We start from the raw sequence: 19,113 nt of genomic DNA on the forward strand, positions 1-19,113 counted from the left end.
TGGTGACCTGCACACCGCACAGCGGGTCCTCCCGGTTCCTTTGCACAACGCCCTCGATCAACACTTGGCTCGAATATGTCGTCGCCGGCGACGACATATTCGAGCGCACCGTTGATCGAGGATCATCGTGTCTCCGAGAGCCCATGCTTCGGCGTGTTTCCTACGGCCACCGTGCCTCGTGGACGTCTCTTCGTCTTCTGTTCGACAGCGGTTCTGATGCGAATGAACTGTTCAGCGGAGAAGATCTGCGACCATGTCAGCCGAAAGACCGTGTACCCGAGGTTGCGGAAGCGATACTCTCGACGTCTCTCGAGTTCGAATTCCTGCCTCGGATCTGCATTCTTCAGATAGTACTTTCCAGCACCATCGAACTCGGCAATGACTCCGGCTTGCTCGTTCGCGAAGTCCGTCCTCGCGACGAAATTGCCGAGCTCATCACGGATCACCACCTGCGGTTCGAATCCGGGTACGGAGTGCTCGACGAAGCGCACTGCGGTGATCGACTCGGCGATCGATTCTCGACGGGGATCGATAATCTCCAGCACCGAGGCGATCCGTGCCTGATGGGTTCTCGGCGGGCGGCTGCCGCAGTAGCTCACGAAGTCACCCGCGGACACGTGCGATTGGCGAACGGCCTCGTCGACTACGGCAACGGCGAATGCCAGTGGGAAATCACGGGCGATGTCGAACAAGGTACGCAGCACCGAAGTAGTGCGAATACCGTTGACCAACACCGTATCGTCGTCGCTGAGCTCTCTCTTTCGCAAAAGAATTGAAGTGCGGCACACACCGAATTTCGGATGCACTGCCTCCGCATAGGGGTTTACGCCCTGGGCGAAGTAGGGAACCGACAGCCCATGGATGATCAGCGCACTTCGGTGCGAGAATACGGCATCCTGCGGTAGGTCATCGACGTACGATCTCACCATGACCCGCAGATCCTCTCCGGCCTTGAGCATCCCCTTCGATTCCTGCGGCAGGTTTGTGCTCTCGGCTTCGGCAATCGTGGCCACAAACAGGTGAGCAGGCTCCGCGCAGGTCCGCGTCACAACGTAAATGCCGCGACGGACGCGTCGCAGACAGCATCGTTCGGCAAGAGCGATCTGGTAGACATTCATTCCGGCGTTCTTGAGCTCCGCAGCGGACAGGCACGCAAACATGAGGCAAGCATCGCCGAACACTGTGATCATTACAACGGTGATGATCCAGGCTGTGGATCAGTCGTCACTCGAATGCACAGACAGCGGAAACGTCCGTCATACCCCGCCCCTCACACCATAGGAGCACGAAGAGATTCTCCGGAAACCAACCGTCACCCGACACAATGCGGAGAAACCCGTGGCAGCCTTTCAGCGCGACCCAAACAAGACGACGCGCTGTCGAGACATTCGGTCCTCGATCAACGCGGCGTCAGAATATGTCGTCGCCGGCGACGACATATTCTGGCTAACTGTGGGTCGAGCAGACAACGTGACGCTGAGGCCGCACGGCTGAGCGCAACTGCAGCCGCTGAGGCCGCTGAGCGCAGCTCCTGCGTGGCTACAGCCCCAGGTGCTCCTGAACATTGGCGGCCAGGCGTTCGGCCTGGGCCTGGGCGATGTCTTCGGTCTCGGCTTCGACCATGACGCGGATCAGCGGCTCGGTGCCAGAGGCCCGCAGCAGGACGCGGCCCGAGCCCTCGAGCTCGGTTTCGACGGCCTGAACCGCCGAGGAGACCTTCGGGTGATCGACCCCGTGCTTGTCGACGCCCTTGACGTTGACAAGGGCCTGCGGCAGCTGTGGAATCTCGGCAGCCAGATCAGCCAGAGTCCGCTTCGAATCGGCCATGCGCTTCATCAGGTGCAGGGCCGTCTGCACACCGTCGCCGGTCGTACCGTGGTCGAGCATGAGCACGTGCCCGGACTGCTCCCCGCCGAGGACGTAGCCGTCTGCGAGCATGCGTTCGAGGACGTAGCGGTCACCGACAGCGGTCTGGACGGTCTCGATGGAGTACTTGTCCATCGCGTGCTTGAGCCCGATGTTCGACATCACGGTCGTCACGAGCGTGTTCCCGGTCAGTTCGCCGAGTTCCTTGAGGCCGATCGCCAGGATGCCCATGAGCTGGTCACCGTTGATGACACGGCCCAAAGAGTCCACTGCCAGGCAGCGGTCGGCGTCGCCGTCGAAGGCCACGCCCAGGTCGGACTGGGTTTCCACGACGAGGCGCTGCAGCGGCTCCAGATGTGTGGAGCCGACGCCGTCGTTGATGTTGAAGCCATCGGGCTCGGCGGCGGAGACGATGACCTCGGCACCGGCCTGACGCAGTGCGGCGGGGCCGACGATGGAGGCGGCTCCGTGGGCGCAGTCGACGACGACCTTGAGGCCGGACAGGGGACGTGTGCCCTCAGCGTCGAGGGAGCGTACGAGCTTCTCTGTGTATTCGTCGGCAGCGGCGGGATAACGGGAAATGCGACCCACCTCGGCGCCGGTGGGACGGACCCAGTCCTCATCGAGGATCTCCAGGATCGAGTCCTCGACCGAGTCATCGAGCTTCGTTCCGCCCGCTGCGAAGAACTTGATGCCGTTGTCGGGCATCGGATTGTGGGAGGCGGAGATGACGACGCCGAAGGCGGCACCGGTATCGGCGACGACGCTGGCGATGCCCGGAGTGGGCAGCATTCCCGCGTCGAGCACGTCGACTCCGGCGGAGGCGATTCCAGCGGAGATCGCGGCGGAGAGGAACTCACCGGAGACACGGGTGTCACGGCCGACGACGGCGAAGGGACGTTTGCCTTCCGGCCATCCGCGGGTGAGTACCCGCGAGCCTGCCACGGAGAGTTGGAGCGCCAGCCGTGCGGAGATGTCACGGTTGGCGAGTCCACGGACACCGTCGGTGCCGAAGAGTCGTGTCATGGAAAGTCCTTTCCTCAATTTCTCGTCGATTTTAGTCCATAGAGCCGCCGAGGCGGTCGTGCCGGACCGTGCAACGTCCGAAATCCGTGCGAGATATGTCGCCTGCATCGGTGCGAGGTGACGCCGCCGATGGCGGTGTGGCATGTGGATGCACGAAATGCGGCCCCGAATCCGGTTCGGGGCCGCATTGCGATGTTCATCGAGCTGAACTGTTGAGGACTGCACTTCAGCGGCAGACCAGGCGCAGTCCTGACAGCAGAATCAGCGCTTCGAGAACTGAGGTGCCTTACGTGCCTTCTTGAGACCGGCCTTCTTGCGCTCGGGGACGCGTGCGTCGCGGCGCAGGTAGCCTGCCTTCTTCAGCTCAGCACGGTTCGACTCTTCGTCGATCTGGTTGAGCGAACGGGCGATGCCCAGGCGAACGGCTCCGGCCTGGCCGGAAGGTCCGCCACCGGAGATGCGCACGACGACGTCGAAGCGTCCTTCGAGGTCCAGGAGACGGAAAGGCTCGTTCACGAGCTGCTGGTGCAGCTTGTTCGGGAAGTACTCTTCGAGAGTGCGTCCGTTGATGGTCCATTCACCGGATCCCGGGATCAGGCGGACGCGAGCGATTGCCTGCTTGCGGCGGCCGACTCCGTTGCCGGGAGCGGTCAGGGACTGTCCACGTCCGCCGGCGGTCTGTTCGCCCAGGCCTGCGGAATCGGGGGTCTCCGACGTGTATTCGGTTGCGGTTGGTTCTTCGACAGATTCTGTCGCAGTGGTGGTTTCTTCAGCCACGGTTCTCCTCGGTATGTCTAGAGCTGGGGCGCGCTTTACTGCGCGACCTGGCTGAGTTCGTACGGCTGCGGATTCTGAGCGGCGTGTGGGTGCTCTCCACCCGTGTACACCTTCAGCTTCTGCATCTGGGCACGTCCGAGACGAGTCTTCGGAACCATACCGCCGACAGCCTTTTCGACTGCGCGCTCGGGATTGGTGGCGAGAAGCTCGGCGTAGTTGACGCTCTTCAGACCGCCCGGGTAACCCGAGTGGTGGTAAGCGCGCTTCTGATCGAGCTTCGCACCGGTCAATGCGACCTTGTCTGCATTGATGATGATGACGAAGTCACCGGTATCGATATGAGGAGCAAAGGTGGTCTTGTGCTTGCCGCGCAACAGGCGTGCAACCTGTGAGGCAAGACGACCGAGCACCTGGTCAGTGGCGTCAATGACGTGCCACTGGCGCTCAATATCGCCGGGCTTGGGTGTGAACGTACGCAAAAGTAGCCTTCTTTTCGTATCTCTTGGTGTAGTGCTGATGACTCATCGGGTCGTGAGTCTGATGAGTCAAGGCACTCGTTGTCTTGAATCGGGTCTGTCCATCGAAATCGTCCCCTCACCTACGGGCCTGCAACGCATGAGGCTATGTAAGGGAGCACGACGGACACACACAACGACAATCAAATATACATGCATCCGCTCTCGCGGAGCAAACGCTCAGGCCAGTGCCAGAGCGGGTGGAAAGCTGAGCCGATACTATTGACCTGTGCCGCCTACATCCCTTCTGCCCACGCGCCTTCCCGCATACAGACTCCTCGTGCTGGGATCAGTTCTCGGGCTCCTGCTGCTCGTACTCGGTCCGGCACAGTCACCGGCCACCCCGGCGGATGAGTCACCGACTGCAGGCGGGGACTTCGCAACGACGGCGAGCACACCAGTGTCATCGACCACCTCAGCGACTGCGGGCACGGGAACAACGGATGCAGATTCGGATGCCGCAGGGTCCCCCGACGGCAAGACCATCGTCTACGGCATACCCGGCCTGACCATCAATGATATCGATCCGAAGCGCACACCGAACCTCTACGAGCTCTTCTCCAACGGTGCTGCTGCCAACCTCAACGTCCGCACCATCGGCTCAGCCACCTGCCCCGGTTCGGGCTGGCTGTCCATGGGTGCCGGCGCTCGCGCCCAGGCGGGTCCGCCGACCGACCCGGAACAAGAAGGAAGCAAGTCGACCTGCCCGTCTCTGAGCGCTCCGTCCACCGGCGAAGAGGCAGTGGGCAAGACAGCCGAAGATTCGGATAGCACCACGAAATCGAGTGGTGGAGCAGCCGTATCGGGTGATGAAGATCTCACGAAACAGCAGGTGAAGGGCACGACCACTGCAAGGATCGATGACTTCGAGTCCATCAAGGAGCCGAACATCGATTCCGGCTACTCGGTGGACTACGGGATGCTCGCTCGACTCGTGCGTGAACAGGGGAAGGCTGGCTCTGAAGGGACGACTGCGCCTCAGGGGACAGACGCATCGGGACATGCTTCGCAGCTTCAGCCCTGCGTCGCCGCCGAGGGACCGGGCGCGGCCTACGCCGTCGCCGACGAGAACGGCGTTGTGGCCAACTACACGGACGATGCCGCCGCCACAGACTGCCGGCTCGATCTCGTTGACTTGGGCTCGATCGGCTCTTCGGCCTGGCTCTACGATCCGATCCCCAACTTCTCCTACACCGTCCCTGTCTTCTTCGACCGTGACGAACGCGTCGCCGAGGCCGACAAACGTCTGGGCGACAAACTGCAGCAGGTGAAGGAGAACGCAAAGCCGGGAAGCGCGGAGCCGACGATCATGGTGGCCGGCCTCGGCGACAGTTCGGGTCTGCCGCAGCTGCGCGCCTTCGTTGCCTCCGGTCCCGGCTACGAACCGGGCAGCCTGTCTTCACCCAGCACTCGCACACCCGGGCTCCTGCAGATCACGGACATCGCTCCGGGAATCCTTGACCAGTTCGGCATCTCCTCTCCCAGCGGCATCAAATTCGACAACACGCCCAGCGAGGACGATCCGCAGAAGCGCATCGACGACCTCGTGTCCGAAGCGCAGAAGGCGACGTCGATCTATCAGCATCTGTCGACGTTCTCCCTCCTCCTCGACATCATCTTCTATGTCCTGTTCCTCCTGTGCGGACTCCTCCTGAGCCGCACTCTCCTCGGTCGCCGAGGCGGTGCGACGGTGGCTCCGAAGGTGCACCGTTTCCTCGCCTGGGTCTCACTGGCCGTCGCGACCGTGCCGATGAGCGCGTTCGTGGCCAGCCTGTTCCCGTGGGCCAGACTGCCGCACCCCGGGTTCGGACTCAGCGTGTCGATCGCTGTCTCAGCAGCTCTCCTCTTCACAGCCTCTCTGCTCCCCCCGTGGGGTCGCACCTGGCGCGGTCGTGTGGCTGCACTCTCGCTGCTGAGTTTCCTCATCCTCTCCGCGGATCTCATCACCGGTTCGCATCTGCAGGGGAACTCGCTGCTGGGCTACAACCCGATCGTCGGTGGCCGCTACTACGGGCTGGGCAATCAGGGTGCGGCGATCTTCATCGTCAGCCTCTTCATCTTCCTGGGTCTTGCGATCTCCTGGCTGAGGGCTAAAGGGCATCGCCGGATGGTCTTCCTCCTGCCCCTCGTCCTTGGACTGTTTGCGGTCTTCGTGTCCGGGAACCCGGCATGGGGTGCGAAGTTCGGTGGCACGATCGCCACCTTGGCGGGCCTGCTTGTGCTGTTGGCACTGGTCAGCCGCATCCGCCTGTCCGTCTTCCGCCTCGTGCTCATCGGCCTCGCTTCCTTGGCAGTGCTGCTGGGCATCGCATTCCTCGATTGGCTGCGCGTGCCCGGGGCACGATCACACTTCGGGAACTTCTTCGACCAGATCGTGACCGGTGAAGCTCTGCAGGTGGTCGGTCGCAAGCTTGGAGCCAACCTCCACATCATTCAGATCAACCCGGGACTGGCGATCGTGACTCCTCTTGCAGTCATCGCCATCCTGTTCTTCCTCCGCTACCTGCTCCACTTCCCCAGCATTGCGCCCACCAGCCGCACGGGTCGACTGACGAACAAATGGCGCGGTCGCCTGCCGCAGGTGTTCGCGGACCAGGACATCCACTTCGGGTTCCTCGCCGCGGCCACAGGCATGGCGGTGGGTCTGGTTCTCACGGACTCCGGGATCGCTGTGCCTTCCACCGGTGCCATGGTGCTGCTGCCCTACCTGTTGGCCCTCAGCGCCGAGCACGCGAACGAACCAGTCACGGACGGAAACCCAGATCAGGGCAGACCACGCCGCGACACTCCAAGTGGGCGCAGTTCAGGTGGGCGCAGTTCAGGTGGGCGCAGTTCAGGTGGGCGCAGTTCAGGTGGGGGCAGTCCACGTCCGCGCAGCCGCCACACCATCCTCATGGCTGCCAAGCCCGCAGCCGCCTCGCCTGCCGCCGACTCCCCTGATGGTTCGACCGGGACCGGGAGGGATCGGACATGAGGGGCAGTATCTTCCCGTTGCGGGTGCTGCTGGGCGTCTTCGTCATCGCCCTGCTCGTCCTCGGCCTCCCGCCAGCTTCCCAAGCGAGCACGAACACGAACACGACCGAGAGCACCAGCACAACCGCCAATACCGCTGCCTCGGCCAGCAGTACTGAGAGCACCACCTCGGCGAACACTGCCACGGACGCCCCACCTAAGACACCCGAATCGGGCACCGCACCGATCTTCATCGGAGTGTCCGGCTTCAGCTTCGAAGACCTCGACCCGCGCACCACCCCGAATCTGTGGAAGATGATGAAGTCCGCGCAGATCGGCACCATCACTCCACGCAGCGTGCACTCCAGCAGCTGCCCCGTCGACGGCTGGCTGGGTGTCGGGTCGGGCCGTCGCGCCGCCGACGAACCGCGGGAGGAGTGCCGTCAGTCTGCCTCACCGCTCGATGGCTGGGTCGCGGACTGGGACGTCTATCGCCAGGTGGCTCGTGGGGACAACTACGATGCCCTGTTGGGCGGACTCTCCGAGTCGGTTCCGACGATCAAGGCCTTCGGCTCCGGTGCCGCCATTGCCGCAGCTTCACCCAACGGGCATGTCACTGGGTGGACTCCGGCCGGCGATGACCTCGCCGACAAGGCCACCCAAGCCTCGGAGGGTGGTGAGCTCTCACTCATCGACCTCGGAAACACGACCGCGGACGGATACTCCCTTAAGAACCTCGACAAGCGGGTCGGCACGATCCTTGCCGCCACAGGGTGGAGCGACGGCAACGCCGCCCAGGGACTGTCATCTGGGAAATCGCCGGTGATCTTCTCCTCCATCGCTGACGGTGCCAACGACGGCTCCTCGATGCAGGCGACGATGATGCTTCAACCCGGAGGTGCCCCGGGACTGCTGACCTCCTCGTCGACACGTCAGCCGGGTCTGGTGCAGGTTCCTGACATCGCACCGACGCTTGTCGAACTCAGCGGCGGTGAACCCATGGCCAATGCGGCCGGTGCTCCGATGACCTCTGACACCGGAGGCAGCTGGGAGTCTCGCTACCAGGCCGTTCTCGACCGTCAGGTGGCGGTGAAGACCCAGAACGAACTGTCCACCTGGTTCTTCCCCGTCGTCGCTGCGCTCATGATCGGCCTACTGGTCCTGGCCTGGTTCCTGCGTAAGAATCATCGCGATCTCGTCCATTCCGGTGCCTACCGGCTGGGCACCGTCTTCGCCGCAATGCCGGTGTCGACCTACCTCGTCAACACGGTGCCGTGGGAGCGAGCGACCAACCCGGATATTGCGATGTTGGGAGCCCTGGTCGGCTGGTCGCTGATACTCGGAGCCATCGCCCTGCTCGGACCGTGGCGCGGGCACAAACTCGGGCCGATGCTCTTCATCTGCGTCGTCACAGTTCTCGTCCTGGCCTACGACGTGATCACCGGTTCTCAGCTCCAGATGTCGACGCTGCTGGGCGAGCCGCTGCTCATCGCATCGAGGTTCTACGGCATCGGCAACTCAGCACTCGCGCTCTACTGCTGCGCCCTCCTGCTGGCCGTCGCCGGGTTCGCATCGCTGACAACCCGGCCGATCGTGCGCATCCTCATCGTCACCGTGCCGGTCCTCGTGTCGAGCGTCATCCTGGCTGCCCCGGGGCTGGGCACGAAATTCGGGTCCGTGCCGACGCTGATCATCGGCGTCGCCTACCTCGTCCTCGCGGCCGCGAGCATCAGATTCTCACTCAAACGCATGGGCCTGACGGTGGGGATCGCCGGCTTCGTTATGCTGGCCGTTCTGTTCATCGACTGGCTGCGCCCGGCCGATCAGCGCACCCACTTCGGCCGTTTCTTCGATTCCATCATCAGCGGTGAGGCCCTGAGCGTGCTCGCCCGCAAGATCGGCATGAACATCGACATCCTGACCCAGTCATGGATGACACTCGTCCTGCCGCTCATCATCATCGGCGTGTTCTGGCTGGCGCTCGATCCGCAGCGCTTCTCACTGCAGGGCATGACCGACTCCTACACTCGGATCCCACTGCTGCGGGCCGGCATGATCAGCCTCGCCATCCTGCTGGGGGTCGGCACCATCATCAACGACTCGGGAATCGTCGTCCCCGCCGTGGGCATCCTCTTCCTCGTTCCCGTTCTCGTCCACCTCGAAACCTTCGATCCGAACCAGACGGCAGACAACGGCGGTCAGACGAAACTCATCAGCTCCGTCTGACCGCCGTCTGCCCTCACACGGCGGTTCTGCGCCGGCGCACCATGGTCACTGCCATGCTGCCGGCGACGATGAGTGCGAGTGCCGCCGCCACCAGGTTCAAGGCATCGAAGCCGGTGCGCGGCAAGTCCCCGCCGTCCTTCGAGCCGTTCGCGTTGGCTCCGCTTCCGTCCGCATTCGCCGAGGTGGCCCCGGAGGCGTCCGCGTTCGCACCGTTTCCGTTGGAGCTTGCATTCGACCCGGAAGCGTTCGCCGATCCGTCATTTCGACCATCGGCATCGGCGTTTGATCCTGCACCGTCGGAGGTGCCGTTGTCGCCGGCTGCCGCGTTCGCCTCATCGCCGACCTGCGCCGTGGCTTCGAACTTGTGGCTGACCGGCAGCGGGTTGTCATCCCACCACTGCCCGTCTCCGGCCTGCAAACCCACCTCGACGGTGACCTCACCGGAGGCGTCCGCGGGGGCGGTGACGTTGATGGCGACATCACTGGCACCGGCCGGGATCGATTCCAAGGTCATGGTCTTCGCCGCAGCGTCCACCTTCACCTCGGGGCCCTTCGCGGTCGCCGACTTCGCGGTCGCCTGGGTTCCCGTCGATCCGGAATCGGCGGCGCTGACGGTGTAGCCCTCGGGCAGGTCAACGGTCACCTCCACGGGTCCTGGCACCTCCGTCTTCGCGGTGGTGTTGAGAACGAAGTCCTTGCTCTCACCGGGCTCGATACTCTTGCCGGGGGCGGCGAGATCGACCTTGAGCTGGCCGTTGTCGATGACGTCCATGGCCAGGTCGGCCTGACGTTCGTCCTTGTCCGGTGAAACCTTCTCGTCGGCCTCTGTTCGCTCTTCGAAGTAGTCGACCCAGGTCTCGAAGTCTGTGAGCCCGGAGAGTTCGAAGTCACCCTTGGCGAAGGAGAAGAAGTTGTCTCCCCCAGCGGCGAGGAAGCTCAAGGTCGCGACCCTGTATTCCTTGTCAGGGTCAAGCTTCTTGCCGTCGACCTCGACCGACTTCACGTGTTTGCCCTTTCCCGCCTCGGAGTCGTAGACGACTTCGAGTTCCTCGGAGATGCCGAGGTGGAGGAACGGACGCGAGGCATCGTCTGGCTGCCACTGCTCTTCGAACAGGCCGATGACATCGGAGCCCTTCATCGTCACGACACCATGGTCGTTGGCGAAGGGCAGGACCGAGCTGAGCTCGGCGGCGGTGACTTCGCACTTATCTTCTTCGTTGTAGATGTCCTCGCATTTGAGGTCTGTGCGCAGTCCCCCCGGGTTCGTGATGCCGAAGTCGGCGTCGTCGAGCTGGGTGCCCTCGACTCCGTCCTTGAGTGCGTCGGCGACGAGGTTGCCCAGGGTGCTCTCCGCACCGCGGTCCTCTTTGCCGTCCTTCTTCGCCCGATTGATGTCCTCGCTGATCTCACCGGCAACGACAGAGCCCGGGACCTTCGCCTTCTCGTCAGCGTCGGCGATGATCTTTGCAACCTCGTCGACGACGGGCGAGTCGTAGCTCTTGTCCTCCGTCTTGATGAGACCGGAGTTCTCGGTCGTCCAGTTTCCGTTCGCATCGGCTTCGAGCTGAACCTGGCCGACGTATTCGCCGTAGCTGCCGGCCTCGATCACGGGTCGTGTCCGCTCGGGTGCGCCGGGTACGGGTGCCTCGAACGAGTACGGCAGGTGGGTGTGACCGGTGAAGAGCACATCGACGGAGGCATCCGCCTCGGTGACCAGCTTCTTGAACTCGGCATTCGAGGCTTGCGCATCCTCCAGGCTCTCGGTGTCTGAGGCGCCGAGGTGGGCCTCAACGACCGTCATATCCGGCTGTTCATCATCGGGCAGAGCCTCGATCTCACCGGCGACGCGGTTGACGGCCGCGGTGGGGTCACCGAAAACGAGACCGTCGATGCCATCGGGTGAGACCAGTGATTTGGTGTCCTTGGTGACCACGCCGATGACGGCAACCTTCACCCCACCCACGTCGACCGTCGTGTAGCTCTGAAGCCCGTCGACGAGGTTGCCGGGTTTCTTGTCGTAGACGTTGGCGGCAAGGTAGGGGAAGTCTGCTTCGGAGGAGACTCTGCCGGTCAGTTCGTCGACGCCCTGGTCGAACTCATGGTTGCCGACGGCCGAGGCCTGAGCGCCGATGGCGTTGAGCACGTCGATTGTCGGGGTGTCCTGCTGGGAGGAGGAGACATAGGTGGAGGCGCCGATGTTGTCACCGGCGGAGAGGAACCCGGTCCCGGCAGTGCCTTCCTGGGCTGCGTACTTTGCGCGCTCTTCTTCGACGACCGAGGCGAGCTGTGTGCCGGCCTCGGCGATGCGTCCGTGGAAGTCGGTGATGTTGAGCAGCTGGACCTTGGTGCCCTCGGCTGCCGCCTGAGCGGAAGTGCCTGTGTCTTCTTCGTCTTCGGCGTCAGTGCCGGCGGACGAATCGCTTGGGGATGTGGTGTTCGGGGATGATTCGGGGATGCTGACCTCGGCGGGTGCTTCCTTGGGGGAATCACCTCCGAGAGATGCGGCGGCAACAGGGGCGAGTCCCGGCAGCGTCAACATTGACACCGCAGCTCCTGTTGCCAGCATCTTCGTGACAAATTTCGACATGTATGTGGTTTCCTTCAGTCATGACATCCACTGCACAGCACCTGCGCTTGTGCCTGAGTGGATCAAGCAGACTTATTCTGCAGGGCCAAAGCGAACGATGAGTTACCTACATGTGAATGTACACAGGATTCTCACATCTGGATAGGGGGATTCTCTCAAAAAAACGAGAGTTTCCCTGTCATACCGGATTATTCCTGAGAGCGACGTGCCATCGTCTCGGCCGCGCGGGAGGCATAGAGCTCAGCCTCGGGGTAGCCCACCCCGGTGAGGACGAGCCCATGTGCGGGCGTGACGAACATGGGGTACGAGGGATCGATCCCGACATCCGCCTCGGAGAGAAGTTCCGCAGGCCGAGTCACCGGCCAGGTGCCGGACCCCACCTTGATCAAGCCGCCCACCAGGGCACGGACCATGTGGTGGCAGAATGCATCGGCACGCAGATCGATCATGATCACGGCGTCCTGGTCCCGGGTGACCTCGAGCTCGTAGAGGGTGCGGATCGTCGTTGCACCCGCCCGAGGTTTGCAGAAGGGAAGGAAGTCATGCAGGCCCTGAGCCTCGCGTGCGGCTTCGGCCATCGCCTCGGCGTCGAGTTCGCCTTTGTGCTTCAGGGTCACCGGAGTCAGAAGTGGGTCGATGAAGGACCGGCGGTCGGCGAGTCTGTACTGGTAGGTCCGCCACAGTGCGGAGAATCGGGCGTCGAATGCCTCAGGGACTTCGGATGCGGAATGGATGATGATGTCATCGGTGTCGTCGGCGGTGAGGACGCCGCGCAGCCGCGAGAGGAGTGCCGCCTCGGCGGGTCGGGAGGAGTTGCCGATGAGCTTCTCGATGCCGGGTGCGGGCAGGTCGATGTGGATGGTCTGGCGTCTGGCGTGGACGCCCGAGTCGGTGCGACCGGCGACGATGGTGGCCACCTCGTCGCCGGTGATTCTGGCCAGCCCTGCTTCGAGTGTGGCCTGTACGGTACGCAGGCCAGGCTGCTTTGCCCAGCCATAGAATTCGGTGCCGCGGTAGCCGAGGTCAATGCGAAACCGCGTCATGATCCGGCCGGTCCTCGCTGGTCCTGAACTCCAGACTGCTCCTCAGGCTGCGCCTCGATGAACGGTTCGCGAGCCTTGAAAACATTCTTAAACAGCCGTGACACGAAATGCTCGCGCTGCCGGTGGTAGAGGTCGACGTTCGTGTTGTAGATGCGGGCCCCGGACAGGATGCGCTCGGACAGCACGGTCAGCTGCCCGTGCAGGAGGCCGATGGTGGTGTCGAGCTCTTCCCGGGGGCTCGTCTGCATCACCGGGGTCGATTCGTTAGAGATTGCCTTGTCGCTGAGCTGGCTGGGAATCTGTGCCGCGTCGTCGATGGCGCGAGTCAGCGCTCTCTCCGCGGCAGCTCCGCGAGGCCCGAACGGAGCACGCTCGGCCGAGGTGAGCGCGAGTTCGACAGAGCTGAGATCTCGTGTGGTCACCTGCTGCAGGGTCCCGATGTAGGCGGGTACGAGGGCGTGCCGGCCGCGGATTTCGACGAGCAGCTGCCGTTTGGCCTCATCGCAGAGTGAGCGAGCCATCGACAGCTGGTTGAACCGCAGGAATGTCAGAACAAGGGCGAGGATGACCAGGGCGAGCACACATGCTCCGACAATGATCCAGACCATTCCCGCTCCCCCTTTCACTTCCGTTCCCGACACTTAAGTTTACGCGGGGTTCAGACTCGCCGCGAACCTGCCGTCGGTTCCTCATGAAGGCGTGAGCCTGCCGTCGCCGGCAGTCCATTGGGAGTTCGGACGGCTGCTATCCGCGCGGCGCCGTGCGCAGCGACATCAACGGTCCGTGCGGCGATTTCGGCAGTTCGTCGCCGGAGGGTCGCCTCGATGTCGCCCGTCCTTCACCCTGGGGGCGTGAACTGAGTTCTGTGAGAGTAGCGATCATTGCAGAGTCCTTCCTCCCCAACATGAATGGGGTCACCCACTCCCTCCTCCGCGTCCTCGACCATTTGTCCGACCGCGGCGACGAAGTCCTCATCATCGCACCAGGCACGCGCCGCGACGGCCCGAAGGAGGTCGCCGGAGCCCGTATCATCCGTGTCCCTTCGATCGCCCTGCCGAAGTATCGTCGGGTCCGTGTGGCTCCCGGCGGAGTCAGCCGCATCAGACGACTGCTGGAGGCCTTCGCCCCCGATGTCGTCCACCTCGCCAGCCCCTTCGTTCTCGGCTGGCGCGGGGTTCTGGCAGCTCAGAGCCTCGACCTGCCGACAGTGGCGATCTATCAGACCGAGGTTCCCGCCTACGCCGCCCGCTACGGCATGCACGGCATCGAGGCCATGCTGTGGTCGCATGTGCGCAACATCCACCAGCACGCCTCCCTGACGCTGGCCCCATCGAGCTACACCCTCGATCAGCTCTCCGGACTGGGAGTCGCCGAGGTGGATCTGTGGGCACGTGGAGTCGATTCCTCCCGCTTCGACCCCAGTCACCGATCAGAGGCTTGGCGTCGGTCGGTGGCACCGAACGGTGAGAAGATCATCGGCTACGTCGGCCGGCTCGCGGCCGAGAAGCAGGTGGAAGACTTGGCCGTATTGGAGGATGTGCCCGGCGCGAAACTCGTCATCGTCGGTGACGGACCCTGGCGGGCTCGACTCGAACGCTCGCTGCCGAATGCGCATTTCGCCGGCTTCCTAGGTGGCGATGCTCTGGCTCAGGCGGTAGCCAGCTTCGACCTCATGGTTGCCCCCGGCGAGCTCGAGACCTTCTGCCAGACGATCCAGGAAGCCATGGCCTCAGCAGTGCCCGTCATCGCCCCCGCTCGAGGCGGCCCGCTCGACCTCGTCGACTCCTCCCACACCGGGTGGCTCTACACGCCGAAGGACCTGACGGCGATGCGCGGACATGTCATCGACCTCCTCGGCGATGAGGCGAAGCGTCGAGCGTTCGGTGTCGACGGCCGCCAGCAGGTGCTGCGCCGCAGCTGGAAGAGCGTGTGCTCACAGCTCATCGGCCACTATTCGCGAGCGATCGAGAATCCGCACCCGCAGGTCCTGGGCCGCGGCTTCACCGTCCAGACAAGCTGAGAGGCTCACTCACCTCTCAGGCCTGCGCGGACCATTCGGCGACGGTGAGCACGGTGGCCTGCTTGGGGAAGACTTTCTGTGTAAGCACTCGGTGGACCTCTTCGTCTCGATCGGCGCAGGCGTCGGAGAGCACCGTCAGCCGGTAGTCGAGGTCGGCCGCCTGACGAACGGTCGAAAGGACCACTCCGCTGGTGACCACACCTGCAAGGATCAATGTGTCGGCTCCGTAGCCGCGCAACATCACCGCGAGATCGCTGCCAGCGAAGGCGCTGATACGACGCTTCGTCACGATCGGCTCGCCCTCGTGGCGACCCAACGTGTCGTGGATGCTCGTCGAAGCATGAGCCTCATCAAGATCACCATGGGCAGCAATCTGCTTGAACGATGCAGTCTCTGGAAGTTCAGGATGACCATTCCGCAGAGCAACGCGCACCCAGACGACGGGAATCCCCTTCTCTCTCGCGGCAGCGACCGCATCACGGGCACGCTCGAGGACACCGGTCTGGGTGAAAGCCTCATCACCGGCTATACCGTTCTGGAAGTCCATGGCGAGTAGGACGGGGCGGTGTGTTGCAGTCATCGTGTCTCCTTCGCAGTACTGCGCGACAGCCGAGTTATCTGCTCGTTGAGACATGAATCGGTTGCCGTTCTACCGCCGAGGATACTCTTCGTTCGAAGCACCCGTCACCGAGGTCTGCTTTGGGCTTCAGACGAGGTTCGGTCTTTCCCGTTCGTCCCCGTCCCGTTCGACCTGCGGGACTCGCTCAGCGGTTGAAGATAGCTGACCTGGCAAGTCGATACAGGAACCTGGAAGGATGGCCACCATGCCAAAGGTCTATCCGCAAGAATTCGGTGACACCGTCGTCCCCGCCGTGCTGGGTCGGGGCAAAAGGTCTGGAGCCGCCCAGTTCGCCGAAGAGTGCCGAGTCCTGCGCAGCAAGGCCGGGTATCTGTCGCATGCGAAACTGCCGCTAGAGGGTGCCATCTTCAAGGTTTCCGACACATTAACCAGGACACGCTGATGTTGCTCATCATCATCGGTGCCACGTTTCAGGGCGCGGCCAATGCTGTCGTCGGCCTCACCGTCAGTCCAGGATCGATGTTTCTCTTCCTCGGGTGTGCGTTCCTCGTAGCGTCAATCACCGGGATGCTCCTCAAGGCCACGCACAAGACTTCCGATGCGAAGATCGGAGCGGCGGGCGCTGTCGCGTTGAACCTGGCAACCGCAATCACTTTCGGTGCTTTCTATCTTGCACTGATCTGGATTCCAGCTTCGTTGGCTGCGGGAGCCGAAGCAGCGGCAGCCCCGCTCGCGGCGCTTGTCATCGCCAGTTTCAAAAATCGTCTGCCACCTCTTCGCCTCTGGTTGATCTCCATCACGATCTTCCTCCTCTCAATCGGGTTCGGCTGGTCACAGCACATGACGGGGGCGTCGGCTCCCGGGCTCGGCACGATCCTAGGAATGCTGCTCGGCGTCATTGCAGGAATCGGGCTTGCAGTTCTCGCGACGATTTCGCGCAGCCTTTCCACACAAGGCGTCTCAGCATATTCAATCTTGGCAGTGCGCTACCACGCCACCTATATATTGGCGTTCGTCTGCGCCGCTGCGAGCTGGCGGGAGTACCCTTCCCTAGCGCATGCCGGATCACTGGTGATGTGGTTCGTCCCTCTCGGGCTCGCTGCCGTCGCGCTGCCACTCATCATGATCCAATCCGGGATGATGAGAACATCAGCCACCATGACGTCAGCCATCATGGCATCAGTCCCAGGGATCAGCTTCATCACAGAAACGGTCATCTTCCCCGACAGAAGCTCAATCAGTTCCTGGATATTGCTTGTCGCTCTCATCCTCACCGTCTGCTTCTACGGTCGAACAGAACACCGTGCGCCAAAGACCGTCAGCCGAAAACTGACCGTGTCAGATCAGCAGACATAGCCTTCTCGGCCTGTTCAGTCCACGATCCCGCGGGCATCGAGTGCTCGGCCTGTGTCCTGGGCGTACTTCACCGAGCGAAGGATCGCAGGGACGACCCTGGCCTTGATGCTCGAGTCGAGGCCGCGGGCTCGGGCGGCACGGTCGGCCTCCCCCAGAAGTCCGGAGATGTGGGAGATGGCGCGCACCATGAGGCTTGCGGTCAGTGCGATCGTATCCGGGCTGGCGCGAAGATAACGCAGCGGCGAGACGATGACGGTGAAGGTGTCGAGCAGCTGCGCCACGGTCGTCGTCAAGGTCAGCAGCAGCGCGGCCTGCACACAGGCGAACACGGTGCCGCCGACGGTGAGGCCGGCTTGCAGCGATCCGAAGAAATACTGCATGACCACGACAATGAGGATCAGGACCCCTGCATAGAGCCAGGTTTTGAGAAAATGGTGCAGCTTCAATCTGGCGCTGAAGCCGAGAACCACGAGCACGGCGAACATCGACCAGTTGATGATCGGGTCACGAAAGATCAGTGCCACGACTCCGATCAGGGCGATGACACCAAGCTTCACCCCGGGTGCTGTTCTGTGCAGCCAACCGGGCGTGTGCGCCACCTTGCCGAACAGCTGCGGTCGCGGTCGGATACCGGCACGGGAGCGGCGACTCATGAACAGTCGCTCATGATCAGCTCACGGTACATTTGCGTCGCCTCGGCGGGGGCCGAGTCGTGGACGATACGGCCGGAATCGACGACGAGAGCACGGTCGGCCAGCTCGGCGAACTCCAAGTCGTGGGTCGAGAAGATCACGCGCACACCGCGACGAGCGACAAGGTCTGTGAGAAGTTTGCGCAGCTTCTCCTTGTTGCGCAGGTCCAGCAGCGTCGTCGGCTCGTCGAGGACGAGGATCTGCGGGTCGACAGCCAGCACAGCGGCCAGTGCCACTAGCTGCCGCTGACCGCCGGAGAGTTCATAGACGCTGCGATCGGCCAGCTCAGCGATGCCCAGTTCCTCGAGCACGGCTAGGGCAGCTCCACGACGTTCCGCCTTCGGCACACGCTTGCGCAGGGAGAGTTCGATGTCCTCCAGGGGGGTCGGCATCACCAACTGCGCAGCCGGGTCGGTAAAGACGAAACCCACACGCGAACGGACTTGTTTGGCTTCGACGACCGGGTCGAGACCGTCGATGAACACCTGGCCCGAGTTCGCGGTGACCAGCCCATTGAACAGCTGCAGCAGTGTGGACTTCCCAGACCCGTTGGCGCCGATGATGGCAACTGTCGGCTCGTCCACAGTGACGTTGACGTCGGTGAGGATCGGGCGGTAGGCGTCGCCCGTTGGGGTGTCATCGAGGACCCCGACCGAGACCTCGGAGAACGAGATCTCCCGTGTCCCCTCCCCTGCTGAAGCAGGACCGCCCTTTCGTCCGAAGATCACTGCGCCGCAGCACCTTCGGAACCAGAACCTGCAGAGCCAGCGCCGGCAGTCCGCGCGTTGGGCACCGGCGTCGGGACACCTCGGCGACGGAGGACATCTGGAAAGGCCCGGTGGATGAGGAGGGCAACGGAGACCGCGAGGACGTTTTTGATGATGTCGCCTGGCCAGTACATGAGGTCCGCGACCGCTGCCACGCCCAGGGGCAGGTCGGCGTTGATCGACATCCCGAGGGTTCCCAGTGGGTGATTGAGAAGCAGACTCGACCCCAGCGCGCCGAGGAACAGTGCGATCCACAGCTTCGATCCGCGGAAGCGGCGAATGGCCCAGCGGGCGACGAAGCCGGTGGCTAAGGCGTAGAGCGTGAACGAGGTGATGTAGCCGGCGCTGGGTCCGGCGAGCACGCCGATGCCGCCGCTCATGCCGGAGAAGATCGGCAGACCCAGCAGCCCCAGGACGACGTAGAGCAGAACTGCGGCCCCGCCGCGCCAGGGGCCCAGCACCAGACCGCAGAGCGCGATGGCGAAGGTCTGCAGGGTGATCGGCACACCGGCGGGTCCCACCGGGATCGGCGGCATGATCGCGAACGCCGCCAGCAGAGCGGCGAAGACCGCGATCAGTGCGATATCGCCGGCCCTGCCCGCCGAGTTCGTTCGCGGGCCCCTCGCCGAGGCGGGACTGTCGGTGTGCGCATGTGACATGAGTTCTCCGATGGTTAGGTGATGCCCGAGGCTCACTCGGGCATCAC

Annotated in this window: 16 protein-coding genes; 5 read left to right on the forward strand and 11 right to left on the reverse strand. The window is 63.3% G+C overall.

What is annotated here, in order from left to right; genetic code table 11:
* Nucleotides 1–122: 122 nt before the first annotated feature.
* From BSP239C_RS14800 to rplM, 4 genes are all read right to left on the reverse strand, one after another.
* Nucleotides 123–1,190, reverse strand: a complete 1,068-nt coding sequence (locus tag BSP239C_RS14800) for a hypothetical protein (protein ID WP_101574130.1) — start codon at nt 1,188–1,190, stop codon at nt 123–125.
* Nucleotides 1,191–1,539: 349 nt separating this feature from the next.
* Entirely contained in the window at nt 1,540–2,892 is a 1,353-nt protein-coding gene (glmM, locus tag BSP239C_RS14805) for a phosphoglucosamine mutase (RefSeq protein WP_101574131.1), read from the reverse strand.
* A gap of 261 nt (nt 2,893–3,153) precedes the next feature.
* The gene (gene rpsI / locus BSP239C_RS14810) at nt 3,154–3,669 is read right to left on the reverse strand and encodes a 30S ribosomal protein S9 (protein WP_101574132.1); all 516 of its coding nucleotides are present in this window, start codon (nt 3,667–3,669) and stop codon (nt 3,154–3,156) included.
* 35 nt (nt 3,670–3,704) lie between these two features.
* Complete coding sequence (gene rplM / locus BSP239C_RS14815; protein ID WP_101574133.1) at nt 3,705–4,148, reverse strand: 50S ribosomal protein L13; 444 nt, start codon at nt 4,146–4,148, stop codon at nt 3,705–3,707.
* Nucleotides 4,149–4,464: 316 nt separating this feature from the next.
* Between rplM and BSP239C_RS14820 the strand changes: the two genes are divergently transcribed.
* Both BSP239C_RS14820 and BSP239C_RS14825 read left to right on the forward strand, forming a co-directional pair.
* The gene (locus tag BSP239C_RS14820) at nt 4,465–7,158 is read left to right on the forward strand and encodes a hypothetical protein (RefSeq protein WP_180959052.1); all 2,694 of its coding nucleotides are present in this window, start codon (nt 4,465–4,467) and stop codon (nt 7,156–7,158) included.
* Nucleotides 7,155–9,362, forward strand: a complete 2,208-nt coding sequence (locus BSP239C_RS14825) for a hypothetical protein (RefSeq protein WP_101574134.1) — start codon at nt 7,155–7,157, stop codon at nt 9,360–9,362. The genes BSP239C_RS14820 and BSP239C_RS14825 overlap by 4 nt, the downstream gene beginning before the upstream one ends.
* Before the next feature lie 13 nt (nt 9,363–9,375).
* Here the strand turns inward: BSP239C_RS14825 and BSP239C_RS14830 are convergent, their stop codons facing one another.
* The 3 genes from BSP239C_RS14830 to BSP239C_RS14840 all read right to left on the reverse strand — a co-directional run bounded on the left by BSP239C_RS14830 (nt 9,376) and on the right by BSP239C_RS14840 (nt 13,600).
* A complete protein-coding gene (locus BSP239C_RS14830) occupies nt 9,376–11,949 on the reverse strand; it encodes a bifunctional UDP-sugar hydrolase/5'-nucleotidase (RefSeq protein WP_101574135.1) in 2,574 nt (857 codons plus the stop codon).
* Nucleotides 11,950–12,137: 188 nt separating this feature from the next.
* Nucleotides 12,138–12,992, reverse strand: coding sequence for a tRNA pseudouridine(38-40) synthase TruA (gene truA, locus BSP239C_RS14835; RefSeq protein WP_101574136.1), 855 nt, complete (start codon nt 12,990–12,992; stop codon nt 12,138–12,140).
* Nucleotides 12,989–13,600, reverse strand: coding sequence for a LemA family protein (locus BSP239C_RS14840; protein WP_101574137.1), 612 nt, complete (start codon nt 13,598–13,600; stop codon nt 12,989–12,991). Before BSP239C_RS14840 ends, truA begins: the two co-directional genes overlap by 4 nt.
* Nucleotides 13,601–13,857: 257 nt before the next feature.
* Here BSP239C_RS14840 and BSP239C_RS14845 point away from each other — a divergent pair, with 257 nt between their 5' ends.
* Nucleotides 13,858–15,012, forward strand: coding sequence for a glycosyltransferase family 1 protein (locus BSP239C_RS14845; RefSeq protein WP_257930234.1), 1,155 nt, complete (start codon nt 13,858–13,860; stop codon nt 15,010–15,012).
* Nucleotides 15,013–15,028: 16 nt separating this feature from the next.
* On the opposite strand, the gene BSP239C_RS14850 is transcribed toward BSP239C_RS14845, so the two are convergent.
* Nucleotides 15,029–15,592 carry a cysteine hydrolase family protein gene (locus BSP239C_RS14850; RefSeq protein ID WP_101574138.1) on the reverse strand — a complete coding sequence of 188 codons (564 nt, stop codon included), beginning with the start codon at nt 15,590–15,592 and terminating at the stop codon, nt 15,029–15,031.
* Between the two features lie 244 nt (nt 15,593–15,836).
* Here BSP239C_RS14850 and BSP239C_RS14855 point away from each other — a divergent pair, with 244 nt between their 5' ends.
* Together BSP239C_RS14855 and BSP239C_RS14860 are read left to right on the forward strand one after the other, a co-directional pair.
* Entirely contained in the window at nt 15,837–16,034 is a 198-nt protein-coding gene (locus tag BSP239C_RS14855; RefSeq protein ID WP_145997465.1) for a hypothetical protein, read from the forward strand.
* A complete protein-coding gene (locus tag BSP239C_RS14860) occupies nt 16,034–16,948 on the forward strand; it encodes a hypothetical protein (RefSeq protein WP_101574140.1) in 915 nt (304 codons plus the stop codon). Before BSP239C_RS14855 ends, BSP239C_RS14860 begins: the two co-directional genes overlap by 1 nt.
* 14 nt (nt 16,949–16,962) lie before the next feature.
* Here the strand turns inward: BSP239C_RS14860 and BSP239C_RS14865 are convergent, their stop codons facing one another.
* Genes BSP239C_RS14865 through BSP239C_RS14875 form a run of 3 tightly spaced genes read right to left on the reverse strand, consistent with a single transcriptional unit; the run spans nt 16,963 to nt 19,066 of the window.
* A complete protein-coding gene (locus BSP239C_RS14865) occupies nt 16,963–17,601 on the reverse strand; it encodes an energy-coupling factor transporter transmembrane protein EcfT (RefSeq protein WP_226830906.1) in 639 nt (212 codons plus the stop codon).
* The gene (locus BSP239C_RS14870) at nt 17,598–18,368 is read right to left on the reverse strand and encodes an energy-coupling factor ABC transporter ATP-binding protein (protein WP_101574141.1); all 771 of its coding nucleotides are present in this window, start codon (nt 18,366–18,368) and stop codon (nt 17,598–17,600) included. Before BSP239C_RS14870 ends, BSP239C_RS14865 begins: the two co-directional genes overlap by 4 nt.
* Nucleotides 18,365–19,066 carry a biotin transporter BioY gene (locus BSP239C_RS14875; protein ID WP_101574142.1) on the reverse strand — a complete coding sequence of 234 codons (702 nt, stop codon included), beginning with the start codon at nt 19,064–19,066 and terminating at the stop codon, nt 18,365–18,367. Before BSP239C_RS14875 ends, BSP239C_RS14870 begins: the two co-directional genes overlap by 4 nt.
* Nucleotides 19,067–19,113: the final 47 nt, after the last annotated feature.

The sequence above is a fragment of the Brevibacterium sp. 239c genome (assembly GCF_900169365.1).
Taxonomy (GTDB): domain Bacteria; phylum Actinomycetota; class Actinomycetes; order Actinomycetales; family Brevibacteriaceae; genus Brevibacterium.

What these genes read in the sequence shown, in the direction of transcription:
- BSP239C_RS14800 (WP_101574130.1), bottom strand. Translation starts at nt 1,190, where the DNA reads ATGATCACAGTGTTCGGCGATGCTTGCCTCATGTTTGCGTGCCTGTCC.
- glmM (WP_101574131.1), bottom strand. Translation starts at nt 2,892, where the DNA reads ATGACACGACTCTTCGGCACCGACGGTGTCCGTGGACTCGCCAACCGT.
- BSP239C_RS14825 (WP_101574134.1), top strand. Translation starts at nt 7,155, where the DNA reads ATGAGGGGCAGTATCTTCCCGTTGCGGGTGCTGCTGGGCGTCTTCGTC.
- BSP239C_RS14830 (WP_101574135.1), bottom strand. Translation starts at nt 11,949, where the DNA reads ATGTCGAAATTTGTCACGAAGATGCTGGCAACAGGAGCTGCGGTGTCA.
- truA (WP_101574136.1), bottom strand. Translation starts at nt 12,992, where the DNA reads ATGACGCGGTTTCGCATTGACCTCGGCTACCGCGGCACCGAATTCTAT.
- BSP239C_RS14840 (WP_101574137.1), bottom strand. Translation starts at nt 13,600, where the DNA reads ATGGTCTGGATCATTGTCGGAGCATGTGTGCTCGCCCTGGTCATCCTC.
- BSP239C_RS14850 (WP_101574138.1), bottom strand. Translation starts at nt 15,592, where the DNA reads ATGACTGCAACACACCGCCCCGTCCTACTCGCCATGGACTTCCAGAAC.
- BSP239C_RS14855 (WP_145997465.1), top strand. Translation starts at nt 15,837, where the DNA reads ATGCCAAAGGTCTATCCGCAAGAATTCGGTGACACCGTCGTCCCCGCC.
- BSP239C_RS14860 (WP_101574140.1), top strand. Translation starts at nt 16,034, where the DNA reads ATGTTGCTCATCATCATCGGTGCCACGTTTCAGGGCGCGGCCAATGCT.
- BSP239C_RS14865 (WP_226830906.1), bottom strand. Translation starts at nt 17,601, where the DNA reads ATGAGTCGCCGCTCCCGTGCCGGTATCCGACCGCGACCGCAGCTGTTC.
- BSP239C_RS14875 (WP_101574142.1), bottom strand. Translation starts at nt 19,066, where the DNA reads ATGTCACATGCGCACACCGACAGTCCCGCCTCGGCGAGGGGCCCGCGA.